At 36.0% G+C, this 22,317-nt stretch carries 22 protein-coding genes and 1 other annotated feature; of the genes, 9 read left to right on the top strand and 13 right to left on the bottom strand.

Translation table 11 applies throughout. The features are described 5' to 3' along the window. The first annotated feature begins 68 nt into the window (after positions 1-68). Both ACGH49_RS06825 and ACGH49_RS06820 read left to right on the top strand, forming a co-directional pair. A complete protein-coding gene (locus tag ACGH49_RS06825) occupies positions 69-1,007 on the top strand; it encodes a phosphatidate cytidylyltransferase (protein WP_411588756.1) in 939 nt (312 codons plus the stop codon). Positions 1,008-1,145: 138 nt separating this feature from the next. Then, positions 1,146-1,409: an HPr family phosphocarrier protein gene (locus tag ACGH49_RS06820; protein ID WP_065607244.1), complete on the top strand. Its 264-nt coding sequence runs from the start codon at positions 1,146-1,148 to the stop codon at positions 1,407-1,409. A gap of 108 nt (positions 1,410-1,517) precedes the next feature. Here ACGH49_RS06820 and ACGH49_RS06815 read toward each other — a convergent pair whose 3' ends face one another. Next, entirely contained in the window at positions 1,518-2,879 is a 1,362-nt protein-coding gene (locus ACGH49_RS06815) for an APC family permease (protein ID WP_411588754.1), read from the bottom strand. 310 nt (positions 2,880-3,189) lie between these two features. Between ACGH49_RS06815 and ACGH49_RS06810 the strand changes: the two genes are divergently transcribed. Together ACGH49_RS06810 and ACGH49_RS06805 are read left to right on the top strand one after the other, a co-directional pair. Beyond that, positions 3,190-3,675 carry a PTS sugar transporter subunit IIA gene (locus tag ACGH49_RS06810; RefSeq protein WP_411588752.1) on the top strand — a complete coding sequence of 162 codons (486 nt, stop codon included), beginning with the start codon at positions 3,190-3,192 and terminating at the stop codon, positions 3,673-3,675. Beyond that, complete coding sequence (locus ACGH49_RS06805; protein ID WP_411588750.1) at positions 3,668-5,062, top strand: PTS fructose transporter subunit IIC; 1,395 nt, start codon at positions 3,668-3,670, stop codon at positions 5,060-5,062. The genes ACGH49_RS06810 and ACGH49_RS06805 overlap by 8 nt, the downstream gene beginning before the upstream one ends. A gap of 71 nt (positions 5,063-5,133) precedes the next feature. Here the strand turns inward: ACGH49_RS06805 and ACGH49_RS06800 are convergent, their stop codons facing one another. Then, entirely contained in the window at positions 5,134-6,822 is a 1,689-nt protein-coding gene (locus ACGH49_RS06800; RefSeq protein ID WP_411588749.1) for an amidohydrolase, read from the bottom strand. Positions 6,823-6,969: 147 nt separating this feature from the next. Between ACGH49_RS06800 and matP the strand changes: the two genes are divergently transcribed. The 3 genes from matP (at position 6,970) to cysB (ending at position 11,213) form a co-directional block, all read left to right on the top strand. Further along, a complete protein-coding gene (gene matP, locus ACGH49_RS06795; protein ID WP_065607235.1) occupies positions 6,970-7,434 on the top strand; it encodes a macrodomain Ter protein MatP in 465 nt (154 codons plus the stop codon). 29 nt (positions 7,435-7,463) lie between these two features. After that, the gene (topA, locus tag ACGH49_RS06790) at positions 7,464-10,073 is read left to right on the top strand and encodes a type I DNA topoisomerase (protein WP_411588747.1); all 2,610 of its coding nucleotides are present in this window, start codon (positions 7,464-7,466) and stop codon (positions 10,071-10,073) included. Positions 10,074-10,241: 168 nt separating this feature from the next. Then, positions 10,242-11,213 (top strand): HTH-type transcriptional regulator CysB, encoded by a 972-nt coding sequence (gene cysB / locus ACGH49_RS06785; RefSeq protein ID WP_411588744.1) that lies wholly within the window; start codon positions 10,242-10,244, stop codon positions 11,211-11,213. 76 nt (positions 11,214-11,289) lie between these two features. Here cysB and hisIE read toward each other — a convergent pair whose 3' ends face one another. From hisIE to ACGH49_RS06740, 9 genes are all read right to left on the bottom strand, one after another. Beyond that, positions 11,290-11,916 carry a bifunctional phosphoribosyl-AMP cyclohydrolase/phosphoribosyl-ATP diphosphatase HisIE gene (gene hisIE, locus ACGH49_RS06780; protein ID WP_411588742.1) on the bottom strand — a complete coding sequence of 209 codons (627 nt, stop codon included), beginning with the start codon at positions 11,914-11,916 and terminating at the stop codon, positions 11,290-11,292. Then, entirely contained in the window at positions 11,910-12,686 is a 777-nt protein-coding gene (gene hisF, locus ACGH49_RS06775) for an imidazole glycerol phosphate synthase subunit HisF (RefSeq protein ID WP_411588740.1), read from the bottom strand. Before hisF ends, hisIE begins: the two co-directional genes overlap by 7 nt. After that, entirely contained in the window at positions 12,668-13,405 is a 738-nt protein-coding gene (gene hisA / locus ACGH49_RS06770; protein WP_411588792.1) for a 1-(5-phosphoribosyl)-5-[(5-phosphoribosylamino)methylideneamino]imidazole-4-carboxamide isomerase, read from the bottom strand. The genes hisF and hisA overlap by 19 nt, the downstream gene beginning before the upstream one ends. Before the next feature lie 17 nt (positions 13,406-13,422). Beyond that, positions 13,423-14,010, bottom strand: coding sequence for an imidazole glycerol phosphate synthase subunit HisH (hisH, locus tag ACGH49_RS06765; protein ID WP_411588738.1), 588 nt, complete (start codon positions 14,008-14,010; stop codon positions 13,423-13,425). Continuing rightward, positions 14,011-15,078: a bifunctional histidinol-phosphatase/imidazoleglycerol-phosphate dehydratase HisB gene (gene hisB, locus ACGH49_RS06760; RefSeq protein WP_411588737.1), complete on the bottom strand. Its 1,068-nt coding sequence runs from the start codon at positions 15,076-15,078 to the stop codon at positions 14,011-14,013. It lies immediately after the preceding gene. Between the two features lie 8 nt (positions 15,079-15,086). Then, positions 15,087-16,145, bottom strand: coding sequence for a histidinol-phosphate transaminase (hisC, locus tag ACGH49_RS06755; protein WP_411588736.1), 1,059 nt, complete (start codon positions 16,143-16,145; stop codon positions 15,087-15,089). A 9-nt stretch (positions 16,146-16,154) separates the two neighbouring features. Continuing rightward, complete coding sequence (gene hisD, locus ACGH49_RS06750; RefSeq protein ID WP_411588735.1) at positions 16,155-17,456, bottom strand: histidinol dehydrogenase; 1,302 nt, start codon at positions 17,454-17,456, stop codon at positions 16,155-16,157. Between the two features lie 4 nt (positions 17,457-17,460). Then, positions 17,461-18,360 carry an ATP phosphoribosyltransferase gene (hisG, locus tag ACGH49_RS06745; protein ID WP_085164043.1) on the bottom strand — a complete coding sequence of 300 codons (900 nt, stop codon included), beginning with the start codon at positions 18,358-18,360 and terminating at the stop codon, positions 17,461-17,463. 39 nt (positions 18,361-18,399) lie between these two features. Beyond that, positions 18,400-18,519 (bottom strand) — a sequence feature (His leader region). Positions 18,520-18,719: 200 nt separating this feature from the next. Further along, positions 18,720-19,112 (bottom strand): AsnC family transcriptional regulator, encoded by a 393-nt coding sequence (locus ACGH49_RS06740; RefSeq protein ID WP_065590964.1) that lies wholly within the window; start codon positions 19,110-19,112, stop codon positions 18,720-18,722. Positions 19,113-19,230: 118 nt separating this feature from the next. Here ACGH49_RS06740 and ACGH49_RS06735 point away from each other — a divergent pair, with 118 nt between their 5' ends. Next, entirely contained in the window at positions 19,231-19,794 is a 564-nt protein-coding gene (locus tag ACGH49_RS06735) for a cysteine hydrolase family protein (protein WP_034913065.1), read from the top strand. 211 nt (positions 19,795-20,005) lie between these two features. On the opposite strand, the gene ACGH49_RS06730 is transcribed toward ACGH49_RS06735, so the two are convergent. Beyond that, positions 20,006-20,407, bottom strand: a complete 402-nt coding sequence (locus ACGH49_RS06730; RefSeq protein WP_034913068.1) for a DoxX family protein — start codon at positions 20,405-20,407, stop codon at positions 20,006-20,008. A 143-nt stretch (positions 20,408-20,550) separates the two neighbouring features. On the opposite strand from ACGH49_RS06730, the gene ACGH49_RS06725 reads away from it, so the two are divergent. Further along, entirely contained in the window at positions 20,551-21,450 is a 900-nt protein-coding gene (locus ACGH49_RS06725; protein WP_065560092.1) for a LysR family transcriptional regulator, read from the top strand. 440 nt (positions 21,451-21,890) lie between these two features. Here the strand turns inward: ACGH49_RS06725 and ACGH49_RS06720 are convergent, their stop codons facing one another. After that, entirely contained in the window at positions 21,891-22,289 is a 399-nt protein-coding gene (locus ACGH49_RS06720; RefSeq protein WP_411588734.1) for a cell division inhibitor SulA, read from the bottom strand. Between the last annotated feature and the right edge of the window lie 28 nt (positions 22,290-22,317).

Here is a 22,317-nt window from a genome sequence, read left to right as displayed (position 1 = left end):
TCTTGATAATAAAGTTATAGCAAAAAAGCTTTACGTTAATAGCAAATAAATAAAAAGGAGAAACAACAATGTCTAGTCATCAAATTGATATTTTATTACTATTTTTAGGTATCGGTATTTTTCTTGCCATTGCCTCTACTGTAGGTTGGCTATTAAAACGGCATCTTGGTGGTTCAAATAGTGTAATTGATAATCTCAACACTCGCATTAATGCATGGTGGGTAATGGTAGCAGTTATTAGTATTGCTTTTTTTTTAGGCAAATTTGCTGTAATTTTTCTGTTCTTTATATTATCTGTCATTGCTTTACGTGAATTTTTAACCATAACGCCTGTTAATCATTATGATTCTTATGCTTTGATGTTTGCTTATTTTATAGCTTTACCTTTGCAATATATTTTAGTAGCTATGTCGTGGTATGGATTGTTTTGCGTTTTTATTCCTGTTTATGGTTTTTTATTATTAGCCATTTTGGCGGCAATAACTGGTTCAACCAATAATTTTTTAGAACGAACGGCTAAAGTGCAATGGGGACTAATGATTACAGTTTATAACATCTCTTTTGTACCAGCACTATTAATATTACCAATCGACAATTATCAAGATCGTAATCTTCTTTTGACTGCTTTTTTATTGTTGATTATTGAACTTTCAGACACCTTTCAATATGTGTTTGGCAAATTATTTGGTAAGCACAAAATTATCCCAAATTTATCACCATCTAAAACGGTTGAAGGGTTTATAGGGGGAACCTTATTAGCAAGTTTAATAGGTGCGTGTCTATTTAAGATAACACCTTTTAGTTGTGTACAAGCAGGTTTAATTTCACTTATTGTTACGTTACTAGGTTTTTTGGGAGGCCTGGTTATGTCAGCCATCAAACGTGATAAAGGTATAAAAGATTGGGGAAATTTTATCAGTGGTCATGGTGGAATGCTTGATCGTTTAGATTCTGTGTGTTTTGCAGCACCTATCTTTTTTCATGTTGTACGTTATTTTTGGGTGTAACTTTCATACCAAATTTAGACAAACATATGGTTTATATAAATTATACAAATTTACTCTTAAAAAAGAAGCATAGTCGATTAATTTATGATATAAATACAGGTATTGTATTAACTTTAAGATAAAAATAAGGACTTTATTATGTTAAAAGAGCAAATGGTAGTAAAAAATTCAACAGGTTTGCATGCTCGCCCTGTAACAACACTAGTTAAATTAGCAGGTCGTTATCAATCATCAATTGAGCTTGTGTATAATGATAAAGCAATTAAATTAAAAAGTATGATGGGTTTGCTTGGTGCAGGAGTTAAAGGCGGGGCAACTGTTGAAATTATCTGTGATGGTGAAGACGAACAAGCTGCAATGGACGAAATTCGTGAATTATTTGCGACAGGTTTTGGTGAATAATTAACTCAATTAATAAATATTTCAATAATTCCGTCGACTAAGGTCGACGGAATTATTAAAAAGGGCATAACTAAATACTTTTAAGTAGACCTGTTTAAAAAGATTAAATTAATCTTTAATTATTGAATTCAATTCTTTATGATCAATTGATGGTAATTTTTTGGTAAAACCTTTCGTTAGATAAATTAAATAAATAAATCCAATAGATAACCAAACTAAACCAACAATCATCGCTGTCGCATCAAGACTTGTCCATAACCATAATGAAAGTAATACACCAATGGATGGCAACAGCCCATATTTAAATAGGACAGAAACTGTTTTTGCCTTGATATCGCTTAAGTAGCTTTTAATTACACACAAATTAACAAAAGTAAATGCAACTAAAGCACCAAAGCTGATCATAGAAACAACCAAACTCAGTTCTAACACTAATGATAATAGTGAAAAACAGGCGACAAAAATAATCGATAAATAAGGTGTTCTAAAGCGGGGGTGAACCTTATAAAAAATTTGTTTAGGTAACACGCCTTCTCGCCCCATGGCATAGAAAATTCGTGATACACTGGTTTGCGCAGTCATTGCCGAGGCAAAGACACCCGTTAAATAAGCCGCTTGGAAGAAGTTATACATAAAATTTCCCCCTAGCTGACTAATATCACCAACTCGACGAACCACGTCTAAACTTGCAGTATCCTTATTATCTATAAAATCCTGCCATACGGGATAAGCTAAGTGAGCACAGTAAGAGACAACTAAAAAGATACAGCCTGCAATAAGAACTGTCCATATAATCGCTCTTGGTAGTGATTTTTGTGCATCATTAGACTCTTCAGCTAGGGTAGCAATGGCATCAAAACCTAAAAAGGCTAGGCATAAAATTGCTGCGCCAGAGAGCAAACCGTTAAAATCACCAGCATTAACTTGCAGAGGCTTTATCATCGCTTCTGGAGTTAGACTTACATTAGTTAAGATTAAAAAGATAAATAATCCAATAAAAAAAATCTGAATGATAATCAATGTAAAATTTACTGAATTAATTAATTTAATACCTAAATAGTTTAATAAGCTAACACTACACAATGAACCAAGTACAAAAACATAAGCAGGAATACTTGGAAATGCTTCATTAAGATAAATACCTAATACCAAATAATTTAATATTGGTAAAAATAGGTAATCAAGGATCTGTGCCCAACCTACTAAAAAACCAACTTTTCCACCAAAAGTACGTTGTACATAAGAATAAGCAGAACCAGCAATTGGAAGCTTATTTGCCATTCGGCAATAGCTCAATGCTGTAAAGAAGATCATAGCAAGAGTAATAATGTAAGCTACAGGTAAGTGTCCGTTACTAGCAACGGTAACTTCCCCATAAGTGGTGAAGATTCCTAAAGGAACCATATAAGCTAAACCAAATGCAATTAATGCAGGAGTGGTTAAAACTCGTTTCATTTTTATTGCGGACATGACTTATTTTGCTCCTCTGTCCAAAAAACAATAAAAAACTACTAAGTATAGTTTTGCCTTTTTACCCGCTTAAAGCGGCAGGGAATTCTGCCATATTATAATAATTATGCAAGCTAATTTTTTGTAAAAAACGCCAGAGCGGGTAAATTATAAACTTTAATGCAATATTACGAGTTATTTCTGATCAATTTAATCTAGATGGATTGATTAAAACTTTGAGTTAAACTTTTCATATTTGTGATCCATCTATTATTTGTCAGACAAAATAAATGTCAGCATAAATCAATTGTTGTACATTAAATGCAAAGAAATGAAAATTAATTTATCTTGGGCAGTTATCATTAATAAAGAGGATCTATTTATGCAGTCAATCCCTGTTTTATCGGTTGATTTAACCAGTGAAGTTACGAATCAGAAATCATCCATCATTAATTTAATGGCTCAAACTAGCCAACCTTATTTAATAGATGTTAAAAGTTTTTTTGAAGATGTGATGGATCATGAGCAAGAAATGGAAACAGATGTGTTGCCAGATATTGCATTGCCTCATGCTAAAAGTACAGCGGTTAATACACCATTTATTGTTGTCGGTAAATATATTGATGGCATAGTTTGGAATAATGGTAATAAAGTTAAATTAGTTATTTTAATTGGTGCGCCAGAGCATGCCAATAAAGAGCATTTATCCATTATTGCTAAATTAGCATCGAATTTAGCTAATGATGATTTTGTCGAAGATTTGCTCAAAAGCGATATTCAATCTGTGGCAAATAAGATTAGAGGTTTATATGATTAGAAAAAAAATTGTTGCGATTTGTGCGTGTACCGCAGGGATGGCGCATACATATATTGCTAAGCAAAAAATTGAAAATGAAGCGAAAAAACGCGGTTGGGATTATAAAGTCGAAACCCAAGGTGCTGCAGGTATTGAAAATTCATTAACTGAACAAGATCTTAAAAATGCCGATATAATTTTATTAGCGACTGATATTTCAATTGAAAATGCTGATAGGCTTGAGCCTTATAAAAATGTCATAAAAGTAAGTACGGGTGAAGCAGTTAAAAATACTGCCAATATTTTTAATAATGCTGAGAAAACATCGGCAAAGGTTGTTAAAGATAGTATCGGTAAAGAGATATTTAGAGCTTTAAATACGGGGATCAGTAAGTTTTTACCTGTCATTCTCACATCGGGAATTCTTTTTTCAATTGTGTTAATGACAGGAAATGTGACCAATGGCAATATTGAGCCAAGTAATCAATTCTTTATTGATTTAAAGCAAGTTGCCTTATATGGTTTTGCTATGATGGTTCCAGTACTTGCTGCGTATATGGCTTACTCTATTGGTGGCAATGCAGCTTTAGCGCCTGCATTTATTATGGGCTATGTGGTTAATAATCCGGTTGGTTATAATCAAGTTAGTACAGGATTTATTGGTGCAATGATTTTTGGTATTTTAATCGGCTATTTCGTGAAATGGTTGAAAACGATTAAAGTCCATCCGGTAATTGCCTCGATTATGCCAGTGATGATCATCCCTACGGTGACGATATTAGTGATGGCACCACTTTACATTTATGGATTATCTTATCCTCTCGATTGGTTTGTTAAAGTTATGGTCGCTACTTTAAAAGGGATGTCAGAGGTGAATGCCGCATTTTTAGGTATTGGAATCGGAGTATTAGCGGCGCTTGATATGGGAGGACCATGTAGTAAAGCGGCGACTGCATTTACCCTAGCAGCAATGGCTGAGGGAGTTTATGGTCCAAATGGCGTGTTTCGTATGTGCTGCGCTATTCCACCATTAGGTTTAGCGGTGTCATCATTGATTATTTCACGTTCAAAATATACTAAAGAAGAAAAAGAGTTTGGAATAACAGCTTTTTTCTTATCGTTAGCTGGGATAACCGAAGGTGCCATTCCTTTTGCCGCCAAAGATCCTAAACGCGTTATCATTGCAATTGTTGTTGGTACAGCGGTTGCAGGTTTGTTAGGCATGATAAATGGCATAGATTCGCTTGTCGCATTCGGTGGTCTAGTAGCGTTAGGGGGAGTGACTAAGGGAGCCATATGGTATGTGATTGATATGTTTATCGGAGCATTGATTATTGCTGCTATCTTACATTTCACAAAAACGACAGCGGTGGAAACAGAAAAATCAAAAGCAATTGAAGTTGATTAAAGCTTGGATAATTATTTATGCTACACCACTAATAATTGTGGTGTAGTAATTTGACATAAAAAATTTAAATTTTAAATTACATCATTTTGATAAACCGTTTTACCGCCAACAATAGTTGTTAACACGTTAACGTTTTGGATATCATTAGTTGGTATGGTAAATGGGTTGCGATCTAAAATAATTAAATCAGCAAATTTACCTTTTTCAATTGAACCAATATATTCATCTTGATTTAATACATATGCAGCATTGATAGTAGCACTACGCAATACTTCAGTAATGGTTAAATTACGATCGCTGTCTAATCGTGGATGATCAGCATCAATTTGTCGAGTCATAGCAATTTGGAAATCATACCATTCGTTTAAAGGATCAATTGGCCAATCGCTACCAAACGCACAGTTTACACCAGCATCAATGTATTGCCCGTGCGCTTCTAATCCATTATAACGCTCTGGACCAAATAGAGTTTGATACTGCTCAACCATTGCTGAACTACAACCAGCCCACTGGAAAGAAAATACTACGCAAGCATTTAATTGTTTATATCTGGCAAACTGGTGTGTTGCGCTTAGTTCGTTATGTGCAGTGCTTGGACGGATATCTGCATCAGGTAAGGCTTTTCGCATTTTTTCAATAGCATCAAGTACCACTTCAATTGCCCCTTCACCAACAGTATGCATATGTGGGTGAAAACCTGCTTTTGCGGATTCAAGTATTAATGCATTTAACATTTCAGTGGAATAATAAAGATCACCGTAACGATCTTTTTCGTTTTCTAACTGATATGGTTTAAGTAATCGTGCAGTCATCAAAGGTGCTTGCATTACGCCATCTACAAATAACTTAGTATGTGATATTTTAATGCCTGGTTTAGGTTGCCAGTTTTTATCATCATAACGAGCGGCAAACTGTTTTACTTTCTCAATGACATTTGGAATATCGGCGATTGATGATACATCATCAGGTGGCAATTCCCGAGCGCCAAACAGGCGGATAGAAAGCCCATCTTGTTGCTGTAGTCTTAAAAAGGCATCGGCTTGAGTTTCAGTAATTCGAGCATCCATAACAGCAGTAACGCCTTGTTTATTTAATTCTGCTTGCGATAATTTAGCAATATTAAGTGCTTGTTCATCTGTTAGTTTAGAAATACTATCAAAAGCACGCATGGCTGGGGCATCTTCTAATATACCATTTAATTCGCCGTCATCAGTACGACCAATTTTACCATCCGATGGTTCAGGAGTGTTTCTATCTAAACCAAATTTTTCTAATGCTATACTGTTAGCAACCAAAGTATGGCAATCATTTGAAAACAAAATAACAGGGCGTTTTGTATTGAGTTTATCAAGATCAAAACGAGTAATATCTGTACCAATTGGCAACACTTCTTGGCGTAACCAACCACGGACTTGCAACCAATTAGCGTTATGATTGGGATTATCTTTATCTAAATAGTCTTGAATAATAGCTAAAGTCTCATCAATAGTTAAACTTTGGTAATTTAAATTACATGATGATAATTGCATGCCACCCCAAAAGGTGTGTAAATGTGAGTCAATAATACCTGGCATCATTGTTTTGCCTTGCAAATCATAAATTTTTGTATGATTATCAACATAGCGACTGCTATTTATTTCTTGCGTGGAGCCTGTTGCAATAATATAGCCATTTTCGATTGCGATAGCTTCACACACGTTGTCTTGTTTATCTGCGGTGTAAATATAGCCATTAATATAAATAACATCAGCTTTAGCCATTATGTAGGATTCCTTAAATAAAGATCGAAATGAGAGGCTCACGATAACAGATTTATAAAAAATTTGTCAAACGCAATAATTTTCTTTATTGTGTGAGCAGATTATGCTACAAATAGCTATTTAGTTACAGCGTCACAAGGTGAACAGATGAAATATCAACAGTTAGAAAACCTTGAATGTGGTTGGAAATGGAATTATCTAGTTAAAAGGCACTTAGAAGGCGAGTTAATTACACGTTATATTGAAAAAAGCGCTGCGCAGCAGGCGGTCAATGAGTTATTGTTATTAGAGCATAACCCAACTGGTGTCGTTGATTGGATAAAACAGCATTTAAACCCTGACTTAGATAATCGCCTTAAGCAAACTATTCGTGCAAGGCGAAAGCGCCATTTTAATGCAGAACAACAAAATACTCGGAAAAAATCCATTGATTTGGAGTTTTTAGTTTGGCAACGATTGGCTAATTTAGCTAAACGCCGTGGATGCACGTTGTCACAAACCATTACTCAACTAATTGAAGATGCAGAGCAGAAAGAGCAATATGCAACGAAAGTATCAACAATTAAAGATGATTTACTATCACTCCTAGATGTAAATATTGATAGTAAATAATACAAACAACAGAATAGAAAGGTTTAATTATGGGAAAATTCCTTGTTATTGTCGAATCACCAGCCAAAGCAAAAACGATCAATAAATATCTTGGCAAAGATTTCGTGGTTAAATCAAGTGTAGGTCATATTCGCGATCTACCTGTGAGTGGTAGCAGCCAACGAGCTGAAAAATCAACAAAAGACAAAAAAGATAAAGTTGAGAAAAAAGTTAAACGTTCAGAAAAACAAGTATTGGTTGATCGCATGAGCGTTGATCCATATAACGGTTGGAAAGCGCATTACGAAATTCTACCAGGTAAAGAAAGGGTAGTATCTGAACTGAAAAAACTGGCTAAAGATGCTGACATGATCTATCTCGCAACCGATTTGGATAGAGAAGGGGAAGCCATTGCATGGCATCTTAAAGACGTGATAGGTGGTGAAGATAGCAAATATCGTCGTGTTGTTTTTAACGAAATTACCAAAACGGCGATCAAAAATGCTTTTAATGAACCATCGATGCTTGATATGGATCGGGTTAACGCCCAGCAAGCACGTCGATTTATGGATCGGGTAGTTGGCTTTATGCTATCGCCATTACTTTGGAAAAAGGTTGCTAGGGGGTTATCAGCTGGTCGTGTACAATCTGTTGCTGTACGTCTTGTTGTTGAGCGTGAACGCGAAATTCATGCTTTCATTCCTGAAGAATACTGGGATCTGTTTGCTGATTTGAACACGGCTAAAAATGAGCCATTAAGTTTGCAAGTTACTCATTATAAAAACGAAGCATTCGAACCTAAAGATAAAATTGCCATTGATATTGCGCTAGCTGAACTTAGTAAAAACCAATATCAAGTAACTAATATTGAACAAAAGCCAACTAAAAGTAATCCAACAGCACCTTTTATTACCTCAACTTTACAGCAAGCAGCAAGTACTCGTCTTGGTTTTGGTGTTAAAAAAACCATGATGTTGGCTCAAAGATTATATGAAGCAGGTTACATTACCTATATGCGTACTGACTCGACCAATTTAAGTCAGGATGCGTTAGCGATGGTACGTGATTATATCGGTAAAAATTTTGGCGATAAATATCTACCAAAATCGGCTAATGTATACAGTAGTAAAAAGAACTCGCAAGAAGCACATGAAGCGATTCGCCCATCAGATGTTACTATCTTAGCTGATAATCTTAGTGATGTTGAAGCTGATGCCACTAAATTATACCAACTAATTTGGCGCCAATTTGTAGCTTGCCAAATGACATCGGCTGAATATAACTCAACAACAATTACGGTTAATTCAGGTGATTTTACTTTAAAAGCCAAAGGTCGGACATTGCGTTTTGATGGTTGGACTAAAGTGCAGCCACAGCTAGCCAAAAATAATGAAGATAAAATATTACCATCACTATCGATAAACGATAAGCTTGATTTAATTAACTTAAATCCAAATCAACATTTTACCAAACCACCAGCAAGATATAACGAAGCATCTCTTGTTAAAGAGCTTGAAAAGCGAGAAATTGGGCGACCATCGACTTATGCAACCATTATTTCGACAATACAAGATCGTGGTTATGTACGTTTAGATAATCGTCGGTTTTATGCTGAAAAAATTGGTGAAATTGTTACCGATAGACTTAGTGAAAACTTTAATGATCTAATGAGTTATGATTTTACAGCACGTATGGAACATGCTCTGGATGAAATTGCTCATAAAAAACAAGAATGGCGTGAAGTGCTGGATCAGTTTTTCAGTGACTTTAGTCAGCATCTTGAGGTTGCTGAACAAGCACCAGATAAAGGCGGAATGCAGCTTAATCCATTAGTGCTAACACCTGAAATTAAATGTCCAAATTGTGGGCGTGAAATGGGTATTAAGACTGCTGGTACCGGTGTATTTTTAGCTTGTTCAGGCTATGCGTTGCCACCTAAAGAGCGTTGTAAACAGACCATTAACTTAATTCCTGAGCACGAAACATTAAATATTCTAGAAGAAGCTGAAACAGCAGAAACTGATGCTTTAAGAGCCCGTAAACGCTGTCCAAAATGTCACACGGCTATGGATAGTTATCTACTTGATAATGAAAGAAAACTGCATATCTGTGGCAATAACCCGATTTGTGATGGTTTTATTGTTGAAAAAGGTAACTTTAAGGTTAAAAGTTATGAAGGGCCAATTATTGAATGCGAAAAATGTGGTTCAGAAATGCATTTAAAATCAGGGCGATTTGGCCTATATATGGGCTGTACTAATCCTGATTGTAAAAATACGCGTAAGATCTTAAAAAATGGTGATGTTGCACCACCAAAAGAAGACCCAGTTGATCTACCTGAACTAAAATGCACCAAGTCAGATGCACATTTTGTATTACGTGACGGTGCTGCGGGTATCTTTTTGGCGGCGCATAATTTTCCAAAATCAAGAGAAACACGCGCACCTTTGATAGAAGAGTTACAACGTTTTAAAGAGCGCTTGCCCGAAAAATTCATTTATTTGACCGAAGCACCAAATAAAGATCCTAATGGTAATCCATCAATTGTTCGTTTTAGCCGTAAAAATAAACAACAATATGTTACTTCTGAAGTTAATGGAAAATCGACGGGTTGGGTGATGCAATATGTGAATGGCAAATGGATCAATAGTAAAAAATAGGTAAGCACGTCTTAATTTTGTGAAAAACTTTCAGGAAAGTATACGTTTTAGTATAAAATAATTATTCTTTTGTGCTAGGCTGTGAAATGACTTACCTTAGCAATTCTTCCTTTTGTAATGTTATTAAAAAGGAAGAAAGGCATACAGTTAAAGGAGCGTTTGAGTGTTATGAAATTGCAACAATTACGCTATATTGTTGAGGTCGCAAATAACGACCTCAATGTATCGCTAACATCCGAAAAACTGTATACCTCTCAACCCGGTATAAGCAAACAAATAAAATTATTAGAAGGCGAGCTCGGCGTTCAGATATTTACTCGAGTGGGTAAACACCTTTCTCAAATCACACCGGTTGGTGAAAAAATCATTGCTCTTGCCCGAGAGATCCTCAATAAGTCCAATGATATTAAGATTATCGCCAAAGAGTTTAGTCAACCAAATCAAGGCTCATTAACAATTACCACTACCTATACTCAAGCTCGTTATACATTGCCAGTTGTGATTCAACAGTTTATGCAGCAATATCCAAATATTACATTGCATATGGAGCAAGGATCATCTCCTCAATGTATTTTACAAACTCAAGCAGGTCAGGCTGAATTTGCTATTGTGACCGATATCTCACAGCTTAGCGATGATATGATTGCCTTACCTTGCTATCACTGGAATCAAGCTGTGATTGTGATGAAAGATCATCCGCTTGCCAAAAGTAAATTAATTTCGATTGAAGAGCTTTCAAAATATCCGTTAGTTAGCTATGATTTTTCTAATGATGGTTCAGATTTAAATCAAGCTTTCTTGCGTGCTAACCAATCACCTAATATTGTTTTTAGCACAACGGATGCTGAGTTAATTAAAACTTATGTTAAATTAGGTGTCGGCGTTGGTATTGTGGCAAAAATGGCGGTGATCAATACTTCAGATGACGATTTAGTTGTACTTAATGCTGGACATATTTTTCCTTACAGCACGACCTATATTGTTTTTCCTCGCTCATTATATTTACGCAGTTATATGTATGATTTTATCAGTCAGTTTTCGGCTCATTTGAATCGACAAGCTGTAGACAAACTTATGTTATGTGAAAAAAATTCCGAAGTATTAACGATGTTTAACGGGGTAAAATTACCAGTTTACTAATTTATTCTATCTTTTTTATGAGAATAAAAAAATTGAAACAAAGTGCGATATAACTCGCACTTTGGATGGATTATAACTATTTATGTCTTGCTTTTAAAATACCAATGACATCTTGTAAAGACAGATTCTGGTCTTGGAGTAAAACTAATAAATGATAAATTAAATCGGCAGATTCATTTTTTAGTTCCTCTCTGTCATGAACTGTTGCAGCAAGGGCTGTTTCAACGCCTTCTTCTCCCACTTTTTGGGCTATGCGCTTAGTGCCGTCATGATACAGTTTTGCGGTATATGATGATTTAGGATCGGCATTTTTACGCCCTGCAATTATCTGTTCTAATTCAAATAAAAATCCCCATTGGGTTTTAGTCGAAGCAAAACAACTTGTTGAGCCGGTATGGCAAGTTGAGCCAACTGGATCAACTAAAATCAATAATGTATCATTATCACAATCAGTTGAAATACTCACAACATTAAGAAAATAGCCAGAAGTTTCACCCTTTGTCCAAAGGCGCTGTTTGGTTCGTGAATAAAAAGTGACTTTGCCGCTATTTTGTGTTTGTGCTAACGCTTCTTGATTCATATAGCCAAGCATTAACACATCGCCCGAAACATAATGCTGAATAATGACTGGCATTAAATTATCCACTTTTTGCCAATCCAGTTGTTGTAAATCTAATTGGGTATTGCAATTTTGCGTTAACATAATCGAATATTTACTCCATGTTGTGCCAAATATTGTTTAAGTTCACCAATATTAATAATCTGTTTATGAAAAACTGAGGCAGCTAATGCTCCATCAACTTGTGCTTCATTAAATGCCTGTAGAAAATGCTCAATAGTACCAGCACCGCCTGAAGCAATTAGTGGCACGTTGCATACTTCTCGAACGGCGTTTAGTTGAATAATATCATATCCATTACGAACGCCGTCTTGGTTCATCATATTAAGAACAATTTCACCTGCACCACGTTTTTGTACCTCCTGTACCCAGTCGAGAGTGTTCCATTTTGTGGCAACGGTGCGTTTTTCGTCACCAGTAAATTGGTAAACATGATAATTGTTTGACTGTTTGTCATACCAGCTATCAATGCCAACTACAATGCACTGTACTCCGTAACGATCTGCAAGTCGTGTAATTAAACTAGGATCAGCAAGGGCAGGGGAATTAATCGAAATTTTATCAGCTCCAAAGGTTAATATTTTACCTGCATCTTCAACCGTTTTAATACCACCAGCAACACAAAAAGGGATATCAATCACTTCGGCAACTTTTGAGATCCAACTTTTATCGACAACACGGCCATCTGACGAAGCGGTGATATCATAAAAAACGAGCTCATCTGCGCTTTCTTCTGCATATCTTTTTGCTAAGGGGACTATGTCTCCAATAATTTCATGATTACGAAATTGTACACCTTTAACCACTTGTCCATCGCGAACATCTAAACAGGGAATTATTCTTTTGGCCAACATGAAATTGCCTCCTGAACTGTAAATTTTTCTTCAAGTAAAGCACGGCCAACAATGACACCTTTAACACCACTGTCTTTCAGTGCTTTGACATCACTCAATTGACCAATTCCGCCAGACGCTTGAAAAGCAATCTGTGGGTATTTACGACTAATTTCTTGATACAACTTAACGTTTGATCCACTGAGTGTGCCATCTTTGGAAATATCTGTACACAATACATGCCTTAAGCCATAAGGAAGGTAATCATCAATCACTTGTTCTAGTGTCTGACAGGAATCTTCTTGCCACCCATGAATAGCGACATATTTATCTCCTTGGTTGTCAATGCGGACATCAAGAGCCAATACTAGCCTTTCTGCACCATATTTTGAAAACCACTGTTTGACCAATTCGGGTTGCTTAATAGCTGTCGAACCAATTACTATGCGAGCAGCGCCGGCAGATAGCAATGATTGTATATCTTTTTCAGTACGAATTCCTCCACCAACTTGAACTGGTATTTGCACACCATTAATCAGATTTTGTATTAGTAAAATTTGGCGTTTTTGGGGATCTTTCGCACCTGTTAAATCAACAAGATGTAACAGTTTAGCACCTTGTTTTTCATAATCCTGTAAGCGTAAAAGTGGATCGTTGCCATAATCACGTTTTTGCTTATAATCACCTTGATGTAATCGCACAACGGAACCATCGATTAAATCAAGTGCAGGAATGATTATTGGAAAAGCTGTCATAGTTACATCTCCAAAAAGTTTTTTAGCAATTTTGCACCGGCTAAGCCAGAACGCTCGGGATGAAATTGCACGCCGTAAAAGTTTTCTTTTTGTACGGCTGCGGTAAAGCTTTCGCCGTAATTGGTTTCTGCTATTGTTGCTGAGCATAATGGCATCGCGTATCCATGTACAAAGTAAAAATAAGCATCATCAGGAATATCTCGAAATAGATGATGACCGGCTTTAGGTGAAACCTGATTCCACCCCATATGTGGTAAAGGTAAACCACAATCAGGAATTTCTCTAACTTTTTCGTGAATAATTCCCAATGTGTTAACATGTCCTTCGGTACTATAATCGGCTAGAAGTTGCATACCAAGGCAGATCCCTAATACAGGTTGAGTACAGACTTTGATAAGTTCAATTAAATGACGCTCTTTTAATTTTTCCATTGCTGAACTTGCGGATCCTACTCCAGGTAAAAACAACTTATCTGAGCTGAGCACGATATCAGGGTCAAGGCTAATTATTGGATCATAACCTAATTGTTGCACGGCATATTTGACCGAAGATAGATTAGCACAGCCAGTATCGAGGATGACAATCTTCATTTATAGCACTCCTTTTGAGCTTGGTAATCGGTCACTTTCAATTTTGATGGCTTGTTTTAATGTTCTAGCAAAAGATTTAAATAAACTTTCTACTTTATGATGATCATTATCGCCTTCTGTTTCAATATGCAATGTAATAGCCATAGCATAACTTATTGAGTAAAAGAAATGTTCTACCATTTGCGTGCTCATATCGCCAACTTTAGGGTGAGTAAACTCTGCTTTAAATTTTAGATAAGGGCGTCCTGAAATATCTATTGCACATCTGGCCAAACACTCGTCCATAGGGATAACAGAGGCATAACGGGTAATACCACGTTTATCACCGAGTGCTATTTTTAGTGCCTCTCCTAAAGCTAGTCCAGTATCTTCTATGGTATGATGATCATCAATATGTAAATCACCATCAACTTGGATATTGAGTTTAATTCCACCATGAGTCGCAATTTGATCGAGCATATGATCAAAAAAACCAATTCCAGTATTAATTTGACTGCCACCTTGGCGATCAAGCCACACTTCAACAAGTATTTTAGTTTCTTTGGTATTGCGTTCAACTTTTGCATAACGATCTTTAGTGGTTAATCGTTGGGCGATTTCGCTCCAATTTAAATTTTCAGGATGATAGCGTAATCCTTTAATTTGCATATTTTCAGCCAATTGAATATCTGTGACCCTGTCACCAATAACATAGCTGTTTTGTTTATCTAATTTACCACTAGTAAGATATGGCAAAACTAATTGGATTTTAGGCTTACGACACTCACAATTATCTTCTGGAAAGTGTGGGCAAATTAATACATCCTCAAAATTAACACCTTGCGATTTAAAAATCTGCATCATCAAATTGTGTGGACCATCAAAATCAGCCTGTGGATAGCTACTAGTCCCGAGCCCATCTTGATTAGTGACCATCACTAAATGGTATCCCGCAGTTTGTAGCTTGAGTAGGGCTGGGATCACATTAGGTTCAAAAACCAATTTTTCAAACTGATCAACCTGAAAATCAACCGGAGGTTCAGTAATTAGTGTGCCATCTCGATCGATAAATAAGTACTTTTGTAACATTTTTGCTCCTATTTAATTGTTTTGAGCGCAGAAATGACTGCCTCGCACTCGGCTTGGGTTCCAATGGTAATACGAATAATATTTTGTTGCCCAATAGATCTACTTTGATCTCGTAAAATAATACCTTGGCGCCATAAAATATTAAATACATCTTTATCATGTTGAAATTTAACACACAAATAGTTGGAATAACTTGGATAAACTTTTTCGACAATTGGCAATTGTCGAAGTAAATTGGCAAATTTTTCCTTTTGATTATTTAAATTTACCACATGTAGCTTCATGGTATTCACACCATCTTTACTCAATGCTTGAGCTGCAATATCAGCAACGGGGGTTGCTAGAGGGTATGGTGCAATAACCTTCTGTAAGGCTTCGATCACAGGTTTATTAGCAATGGTGAAACCGCAACGTAATCCAGCCAAAGCAAAGGCTTTGGATAATGTTCGTAAAATCACCAAGTGAGGATAGTCATTAAGCCAACTAACGACACTAGATTCAGGCGAAAACTCAATATAAGCCTCGTCAATAATGACCAAAGCACGATTTTTAGCAATATCAAGTAAAGCTTTGATATCATCAGAATCGATTAAATTACCGGTCGGATTATTTGGTGAACAGACATAAATTAGTTTTACAGTATCAATATTTTGTTTTATACCCTCAAGATCAAGCTGCCAATCAGAAGTGGTTGGCACGGTTTTAGTTTTAATACCTAATGTCTCAGCACTCACTTGGTACATGCCATAAGTTGGTGGGCAATATAAAATACTATCGTGCTGAGGCTCACAAAATGCACGCATTAAAAGCTCAATGGCCTCATCAGCTCCTCGGCTAACAATCACTTGTTCAGTTTTAACCCCTGCATATTGTGCATAGCGACAGATAACCTTTTCTGGTTGTGGTTCTGGATAACGGTTTAAGGTTTGATCGGTCAATTCAAAATGTGGAGCAACGGGGTACTCGTTGGCATTTAGCCACACATCGCCTTGACCACCAATTCGCCGAGCAGATTGATAAGGTGTTAATTGCTGAACATTTTTTCGAACTAATTTATTGATATCCATTTTAGCCACCTATTTTTGATTTGTTGAATTTAATACCGATAGACGAAGACTAACTGCTTGTTTATGAGCGGTTAGTTGTTCAGCCTCTGCCATAAGCTCAACGGCATTACCTATTGCTTTTAATCCTTCTGGTGTTAATTTTTGCACCGTCATACGTTTTTGAAAATCAGCAAGCCCAAGACTAGAATATGTGGCTGTATAACCATAAGTTGGTAATACATGATTGGTTCCTGATGCATAATCACCTGCTGACTCCGGTGACCAATCACCCAAGAAGATCGAGCCAGCACTAGTAATTTGCTCAACTAATTCATCCGCATTCGCAGTTTGAATAATTAAGTGTTCTGGACCATAGCGATTGCTAATAGCAACACATTCATCCAAATCTTTAGTTACAATAAGGCGACTTTCTTGTAATGCTTTTTTAGCGATATTTTGGCGCGATAGTTGCGTAAGTTGCTTATCGACTTCAATCGATACTGCTTGTGCTATTTTTTCATCAGGTGTTAACAAAATAACTTGTGAATCAGGACCATGTTCAGCTTGCGACAAAAGATCGGCAGCAATAAAAGCAGGATTTGCTGAACTATCCGCAATCACGAGCACTTCAGACGGACCTGCTGGCATATCAATTGCAGCGCCATCAAGTCGCTGGCTAACTTGTCGTTTAGCCTCGGTAACATAGGCATTGCCTGGACCAAAGATCTTATCAACTTTAGGAACCGATTCGGTACCTAGTGCCATTGCGCCAATGGCTTGTGCACCGCCTAATTGATAAACCTCGCTAACACCACATAATTGTGCCGCATATAAAATTTCGTCAGCAATGGGCGGTGGTGAACATAAAATAACTTGACGACAACCCGCAATTTTAGCTGGTGTTGCAAGCATTAACACCGTAGACAATAAAGGGGCAGAACCGCCTGGAATATAAAGCCCAACCGAATCAATAGGACGAGTAACTAACTGACATTTTACGCCTGCCATTGTTTCAACCGTAATAGGTTGATAGGCTTGCGCTTGGTGGAATTTTTCAATGTTGGCAACCGCTAATTGCATGGCTTGTTTTAATTCAGGATTAACACGATTTGCGGCGGCTTTTATGTCTTCTTTTGTAAGCTTTATTTGCTCAATTTGGACTTTATCAAATTTGCGACTTAAAACCTTTAAAGCCTCATCGCCGTGCTGTTTTACTTGTGCCAAAATATCGGCTACTGCCTTGCTAATCGAATCTGAAGCATTAATTGCAGGGCGAGTCAGTAGTTTCTTTCGTTGAACGTCAGTACATTGTTGCCAATAAGAAAGTTTCATCTTATTACTCCATCATTTTTTCAATTGGTAATACAAGAATTGAACTTGCGCCTAATGTTTTTAATTTTTCCATGGTTTCCCAAAAAAGAGATTCACTACTCACCATATGTAGCGCAACACGATTTTGCTCGCCTGTTAACGGTAAAATGGTTGGATTTTCGGCACCCGGCAATAGCGCAACAATATCATCTAACACCTCAGTAGGGGCGTGGAGCATAATATATTTGGATTCACGAGCTTGAATAACGCCTTGAATGCGTGTCATGATTTTATCGATTAACGCCTGTTTTATTGGTGACATTTCGCCTTGACGTTGAATTAAGCAGGCTTTTGATTTATAGATAACTTCGATCTCTTTTAGTCCATTGGCCTCAAGCGTTGCACCACTCGAAACCAAATCACAAATTACATCGGCAAGCCCAGCACGGGGGGCAACCTCGACCGAACCATTAAGCAAACATGTTTTAAAAGTAACATTATATTGAGCAAGATAACGGCGGAGCAGGTGAGGGTAAGTGGTGGCAATACGCAAATCATTTAAACATTCTGGTCCTGTATACTCAAAATCACGAGGTGCTGCGATCGACAACCGACAGCCACCAAAATCTAAACTGCGCAATTTTTTAAATTGTGGATCTTCGCCTTCGGCCTGCCTATCTAATACTTCCTCTTCTAAAACATTTTCGCCGACAATCCCAATATCGACAACGCCATCAATAACCAATCCGGGGATATCGTCGTCACGAACACGCAAGATATCAATGGGCATATTTTCAGCAAAAGCAATCAAACGCTGTTCTTGAAGATTAATTTTAATACCACATTGGGCAAGTAACTTTTTTGATTCGTCACTTAATCGACCTGACTTTTGCATAGCAATGCGTAAACGCGAATTATCCAACATATCTTTCTCCAAAGTTATCTAAAAATTTATAAACTACAAACAAAAAACCCTCGGAAGTTTGATCTTCCGAGGGTTTCTGCTTGCTTTTGCGACATCACTGGAAGACCAAAGTCTTCCTGCACCAATTGCCCGAAGACTATTCAGGAATGATGGTGATGATGATGTGTACTAATAGCATTAGTAATAAAAACGCAAAAACAATTCATAAAAATAAAAAACCTTTAACTGAGTTGATAATTAAAGCTACTGAACAAAATATAACAGAATTTATATGCTCGCAACTTTTTTTTGTTTTTTATGTAAAAAATCTTTATACAAAAAAGAGTCAACAAGTTTAGGTGTAAATTTTTAAAATAGCGTTATTTAATCACTTTTGACTGATGACTAACTTTATAACGGCAATAGAGCTCAAGTTTGTCTAAAAAATGTGGTAAGTTTTGGTCTGTAAATTCACTTTTTATAAAATAACACCCATCGCCTGTGATTTTATAAAATTCGATGATTTCTTTAAACGACATGACCATGTTTTCGAACGAGGTGAATTGATTTGAATTCATATAAATAGTTATAAACTGAAGCTGATTTGTTTTTTCTTTAATAGTAAATTTTTCAATAATATGATTATCATACAATTCTTGAACTCGCTGTCCAACAGCCTGTCCTGACAAATATACTTTTTCGCCAATTTCTTTCCATGATTGACGACTATTTTTTTTAAGTTCATCTAAAATAGCGCGATCTTTTTTATCCATACTTGTTTATCTTTTTCATTTTGAAAGTAGGTAAGTAATAATACTTTCAATTCATTATGTAACAGATAGCGTAATTATCGCATAATTATCAACTCAAACATAATTTAAGGACAAAACAATGAAACAAGGGTTAATAATTATCGACGTACAAAATGACTATTTCCCAACGGGTAAATTTACTTTAAACAATACAGAATTAACTTTACAAAATACCTTAAAACTACAAAAACACTTTAGAGCACAACAATTACCGATCTTTTATATTCAGCATATAAAGTCTGATCCTCATGCGGATTTTTTTGCTAACGGAAGTTTAGGCGCTGAAATTCATCCAAGTTTGTTACCGCTTGGTAACTTGCATGAGTATCTTGTCAAAAAAACATTCCCTAATAGTTTTTATCAAACTGAGCTACAAAAAAAATTACAACAAGAACAGATCCAGCAGATGGTTATTTGTGGAATGATGAGCCATATGTGTGTTGACTCAACAACACGTCACGCATCCGAACTAGGTTATCAACCGATATTAATCCACGATGCTTGTACAACTTGTGATCTCGAATTTGATGGTAAAACGATTCCATCCCAAGTGGTACATAACAACTTTATGTCTGCCTTAACAAATTTTGCATCGGTTGTAAGTTGTGAAATGTTTGTTCAAACCAAACTGGCTATTTTATAAATTATAGCATTGTAATTAAATGATTATGGATAATGGATGCCAAAAAAGCGATAACATAATTATAAACAATCTAAATTGGCTCGATCACAAACCGAGCCTTTTACTCTTCTAACCCACTCAACCCTAAGTAAAGATCAGTCAGAAAAAGTATTTATTTTATTGAGTTTTTTATTCAACTGTTTTGTCAAAAAAAAAAATAATATCTCCCCCTCTAATACGCCAAATATTTAGCTAATACACTAAAGCGACCACTTCCTAGCAATGCTAAACTGAGTGCTGTTAGCGCCATAAAGGCAGGATATTCCCAACCGCCACCTGCGTTACTAAATGACCAACCATTCACTGAGTGAATAAATGTAATAACAATCATTTGAATCACTGCCAATAAACTAACAATGCGGGTTAAAATACCTAAAAGCAATAACAAACCGCCGCCAATTTCAAACATAATGGCTAAATAACCAATGAACCAAGGAAAGCCAAGTGATTGAAAATATTGCGCAGTACCAGAGGGAGTAAAGACGAGTAGTTTAGTAAAACCGTGCGCCAAGAACATGACACCCAAGGCAATTCGTAACATGAGTGAAGCTAGATCTGTTTGATATTGTTTCATTTTATTTTTCCTGTAAGTTAATTATTGTGATTGGTTAGCACCATTTGTTTATGATAATGGTTATTATTTTGTAGATAAATAAGCTATTATGTGATTTATTGTCAAAATAAGTGGGACAATTGTTTGGTGTTGGTGAAAGGCAGATGGATAGATCTAATAAATTACTAGAAATGATGGTTTTTGTGGCGGTAGTTGATTGTAATAGTTTTGTTGATGCGTCAGTTAAGTTAAATATGTCTAAGCAGGCAGTGTCACGTTATATTCAAGCATTAGAAAATCGCTTGCAAGTTCGGTTGTTACAACGTACAACTCGCAAAATGGTCATTACCCATGAGGGGCAAATTTTTTATTTGCAAGCTAAAGCCATTATTAATGCTACTACAGAAGCAGAAAATAGCCTCACTTTAGATCATGCAAGTCCACAAGGTATTCTTCGGGTTAATGTGCCTGTTAGTTTTGGTATTTTGCATTTGGCGCCTTTATGGCAAAAATTTATCAATAAATACCCTAAAATTGAGCTAGATATTACGTTGTCAGATCGTGTGGTTGATCTGCTTGAGGAGGGCTACGATCTTGCTGTTCGAATTGGTCGGCTAGAAAGTTCGTCGCTGATTAGCCGTAAGTTGGCAACTACGCAAATCATAGCCGCCGCGTCGCCTGATTATATTGCTAAATATGGCATGCCGAATGATCCTGATGATTTGTTGAATCATAAAATTGTGATGTATAGTCAGTGGGCTAAAAAAGAGCAATGGCATTTTTATAAAGACAATGCCCATTACTCGGTGAATTTAAAAGCGAATATCTATTGTAATAATGGCGATACTTGCCGCCAAATTATGTTACAAGGAGGTGGTATTTCGTTGCAACCTGATTTTATTATTGGTAAAGATATTAAAATAGGCCGTTTAGTTCGTGTTTTGTTGAATTATAAAGTCGAGGATTTGAATATTTATGCCGTTTATCCAAGCCGTAAATTATTACCGCTCCGAACTCGATGTTTAATCGATTTTTTAGTTAGCGAACTAAAAAATTATCAATGATCAGTTAGTTAAAACATAACAGTTATTATTTGAAATGTTTTATATAATCAAATAGGTTATTGAAATTTACCTAATTAAATTTTATATCAATTTTAATAAAATAAATAAAGAATTAGGAAATGTGTCTGTTTTCATGCCTGTTTGGTAAAATTGATATTATCCGGTAGTATTCTACAGTATCTGCGCAGGTGATACGATGGTATTATAGAACAATCATTCATGACGGCGATTGGAAAGGTTGATCGAAAAAAAACTACGACAATTGCTATTATTAATAACTATCAAAAAAAAGCTGAACATTGTTAAATGCTCAGCCCTGATTTTTTTATACATCACATGATTAACTTAATTTTTTATAGCGGAATATTGGTTTATTAAACATTTTAGATTTGCTTTCTAAAATTAAAAAATATGCTTTTATTTAAATAATATGTTTGTTTTTAATGATATTGGATAGATTGTTCACTTTGCTCATCGTGTACTAAAAGTAAACAAGTATCACTTAATGATACGGCTTTTTGTAAGCGTGCTTTGTCTTGATCATTAAGATTATTGATACAAGCAACCACATAGCTACAGGTTTTGCATTGTAGAGCTTTTTCAATAGTTGATATTAAGTTTTCGTTATTTAAATTTGTCAGATGAATCACCTTGTTTTTATCTAAACCAGCGGTATTAACCCATGAACGTTTTAACATCGGTCGGTCAGAAAGCCATAATTGCCATTTTTTAGCTTTATTAAGTGATTTTAATAAAGGGCGTTGTTGTTGTAATACTTGTTGAAAAGGAGACTCAAAATTAATAGCCATAAGTTGTTGTGTTGAATATTCAATAAGCATAATAACCCTGCACTGTGTTTACATACAG

Source organism: Gilliamella sp. BG7 (assembly GCF_046635565.1).
Taxonomy (GTDB): Bacteria; Pseudomonadota; Gammaproteobacteria; order Enterobacterales; family Orbaceae; genus Gilliamella; species Gilliamella apicola_P.
This window is presented reverse-complemented; position numbering and strand designations above follow the sequence as displayed.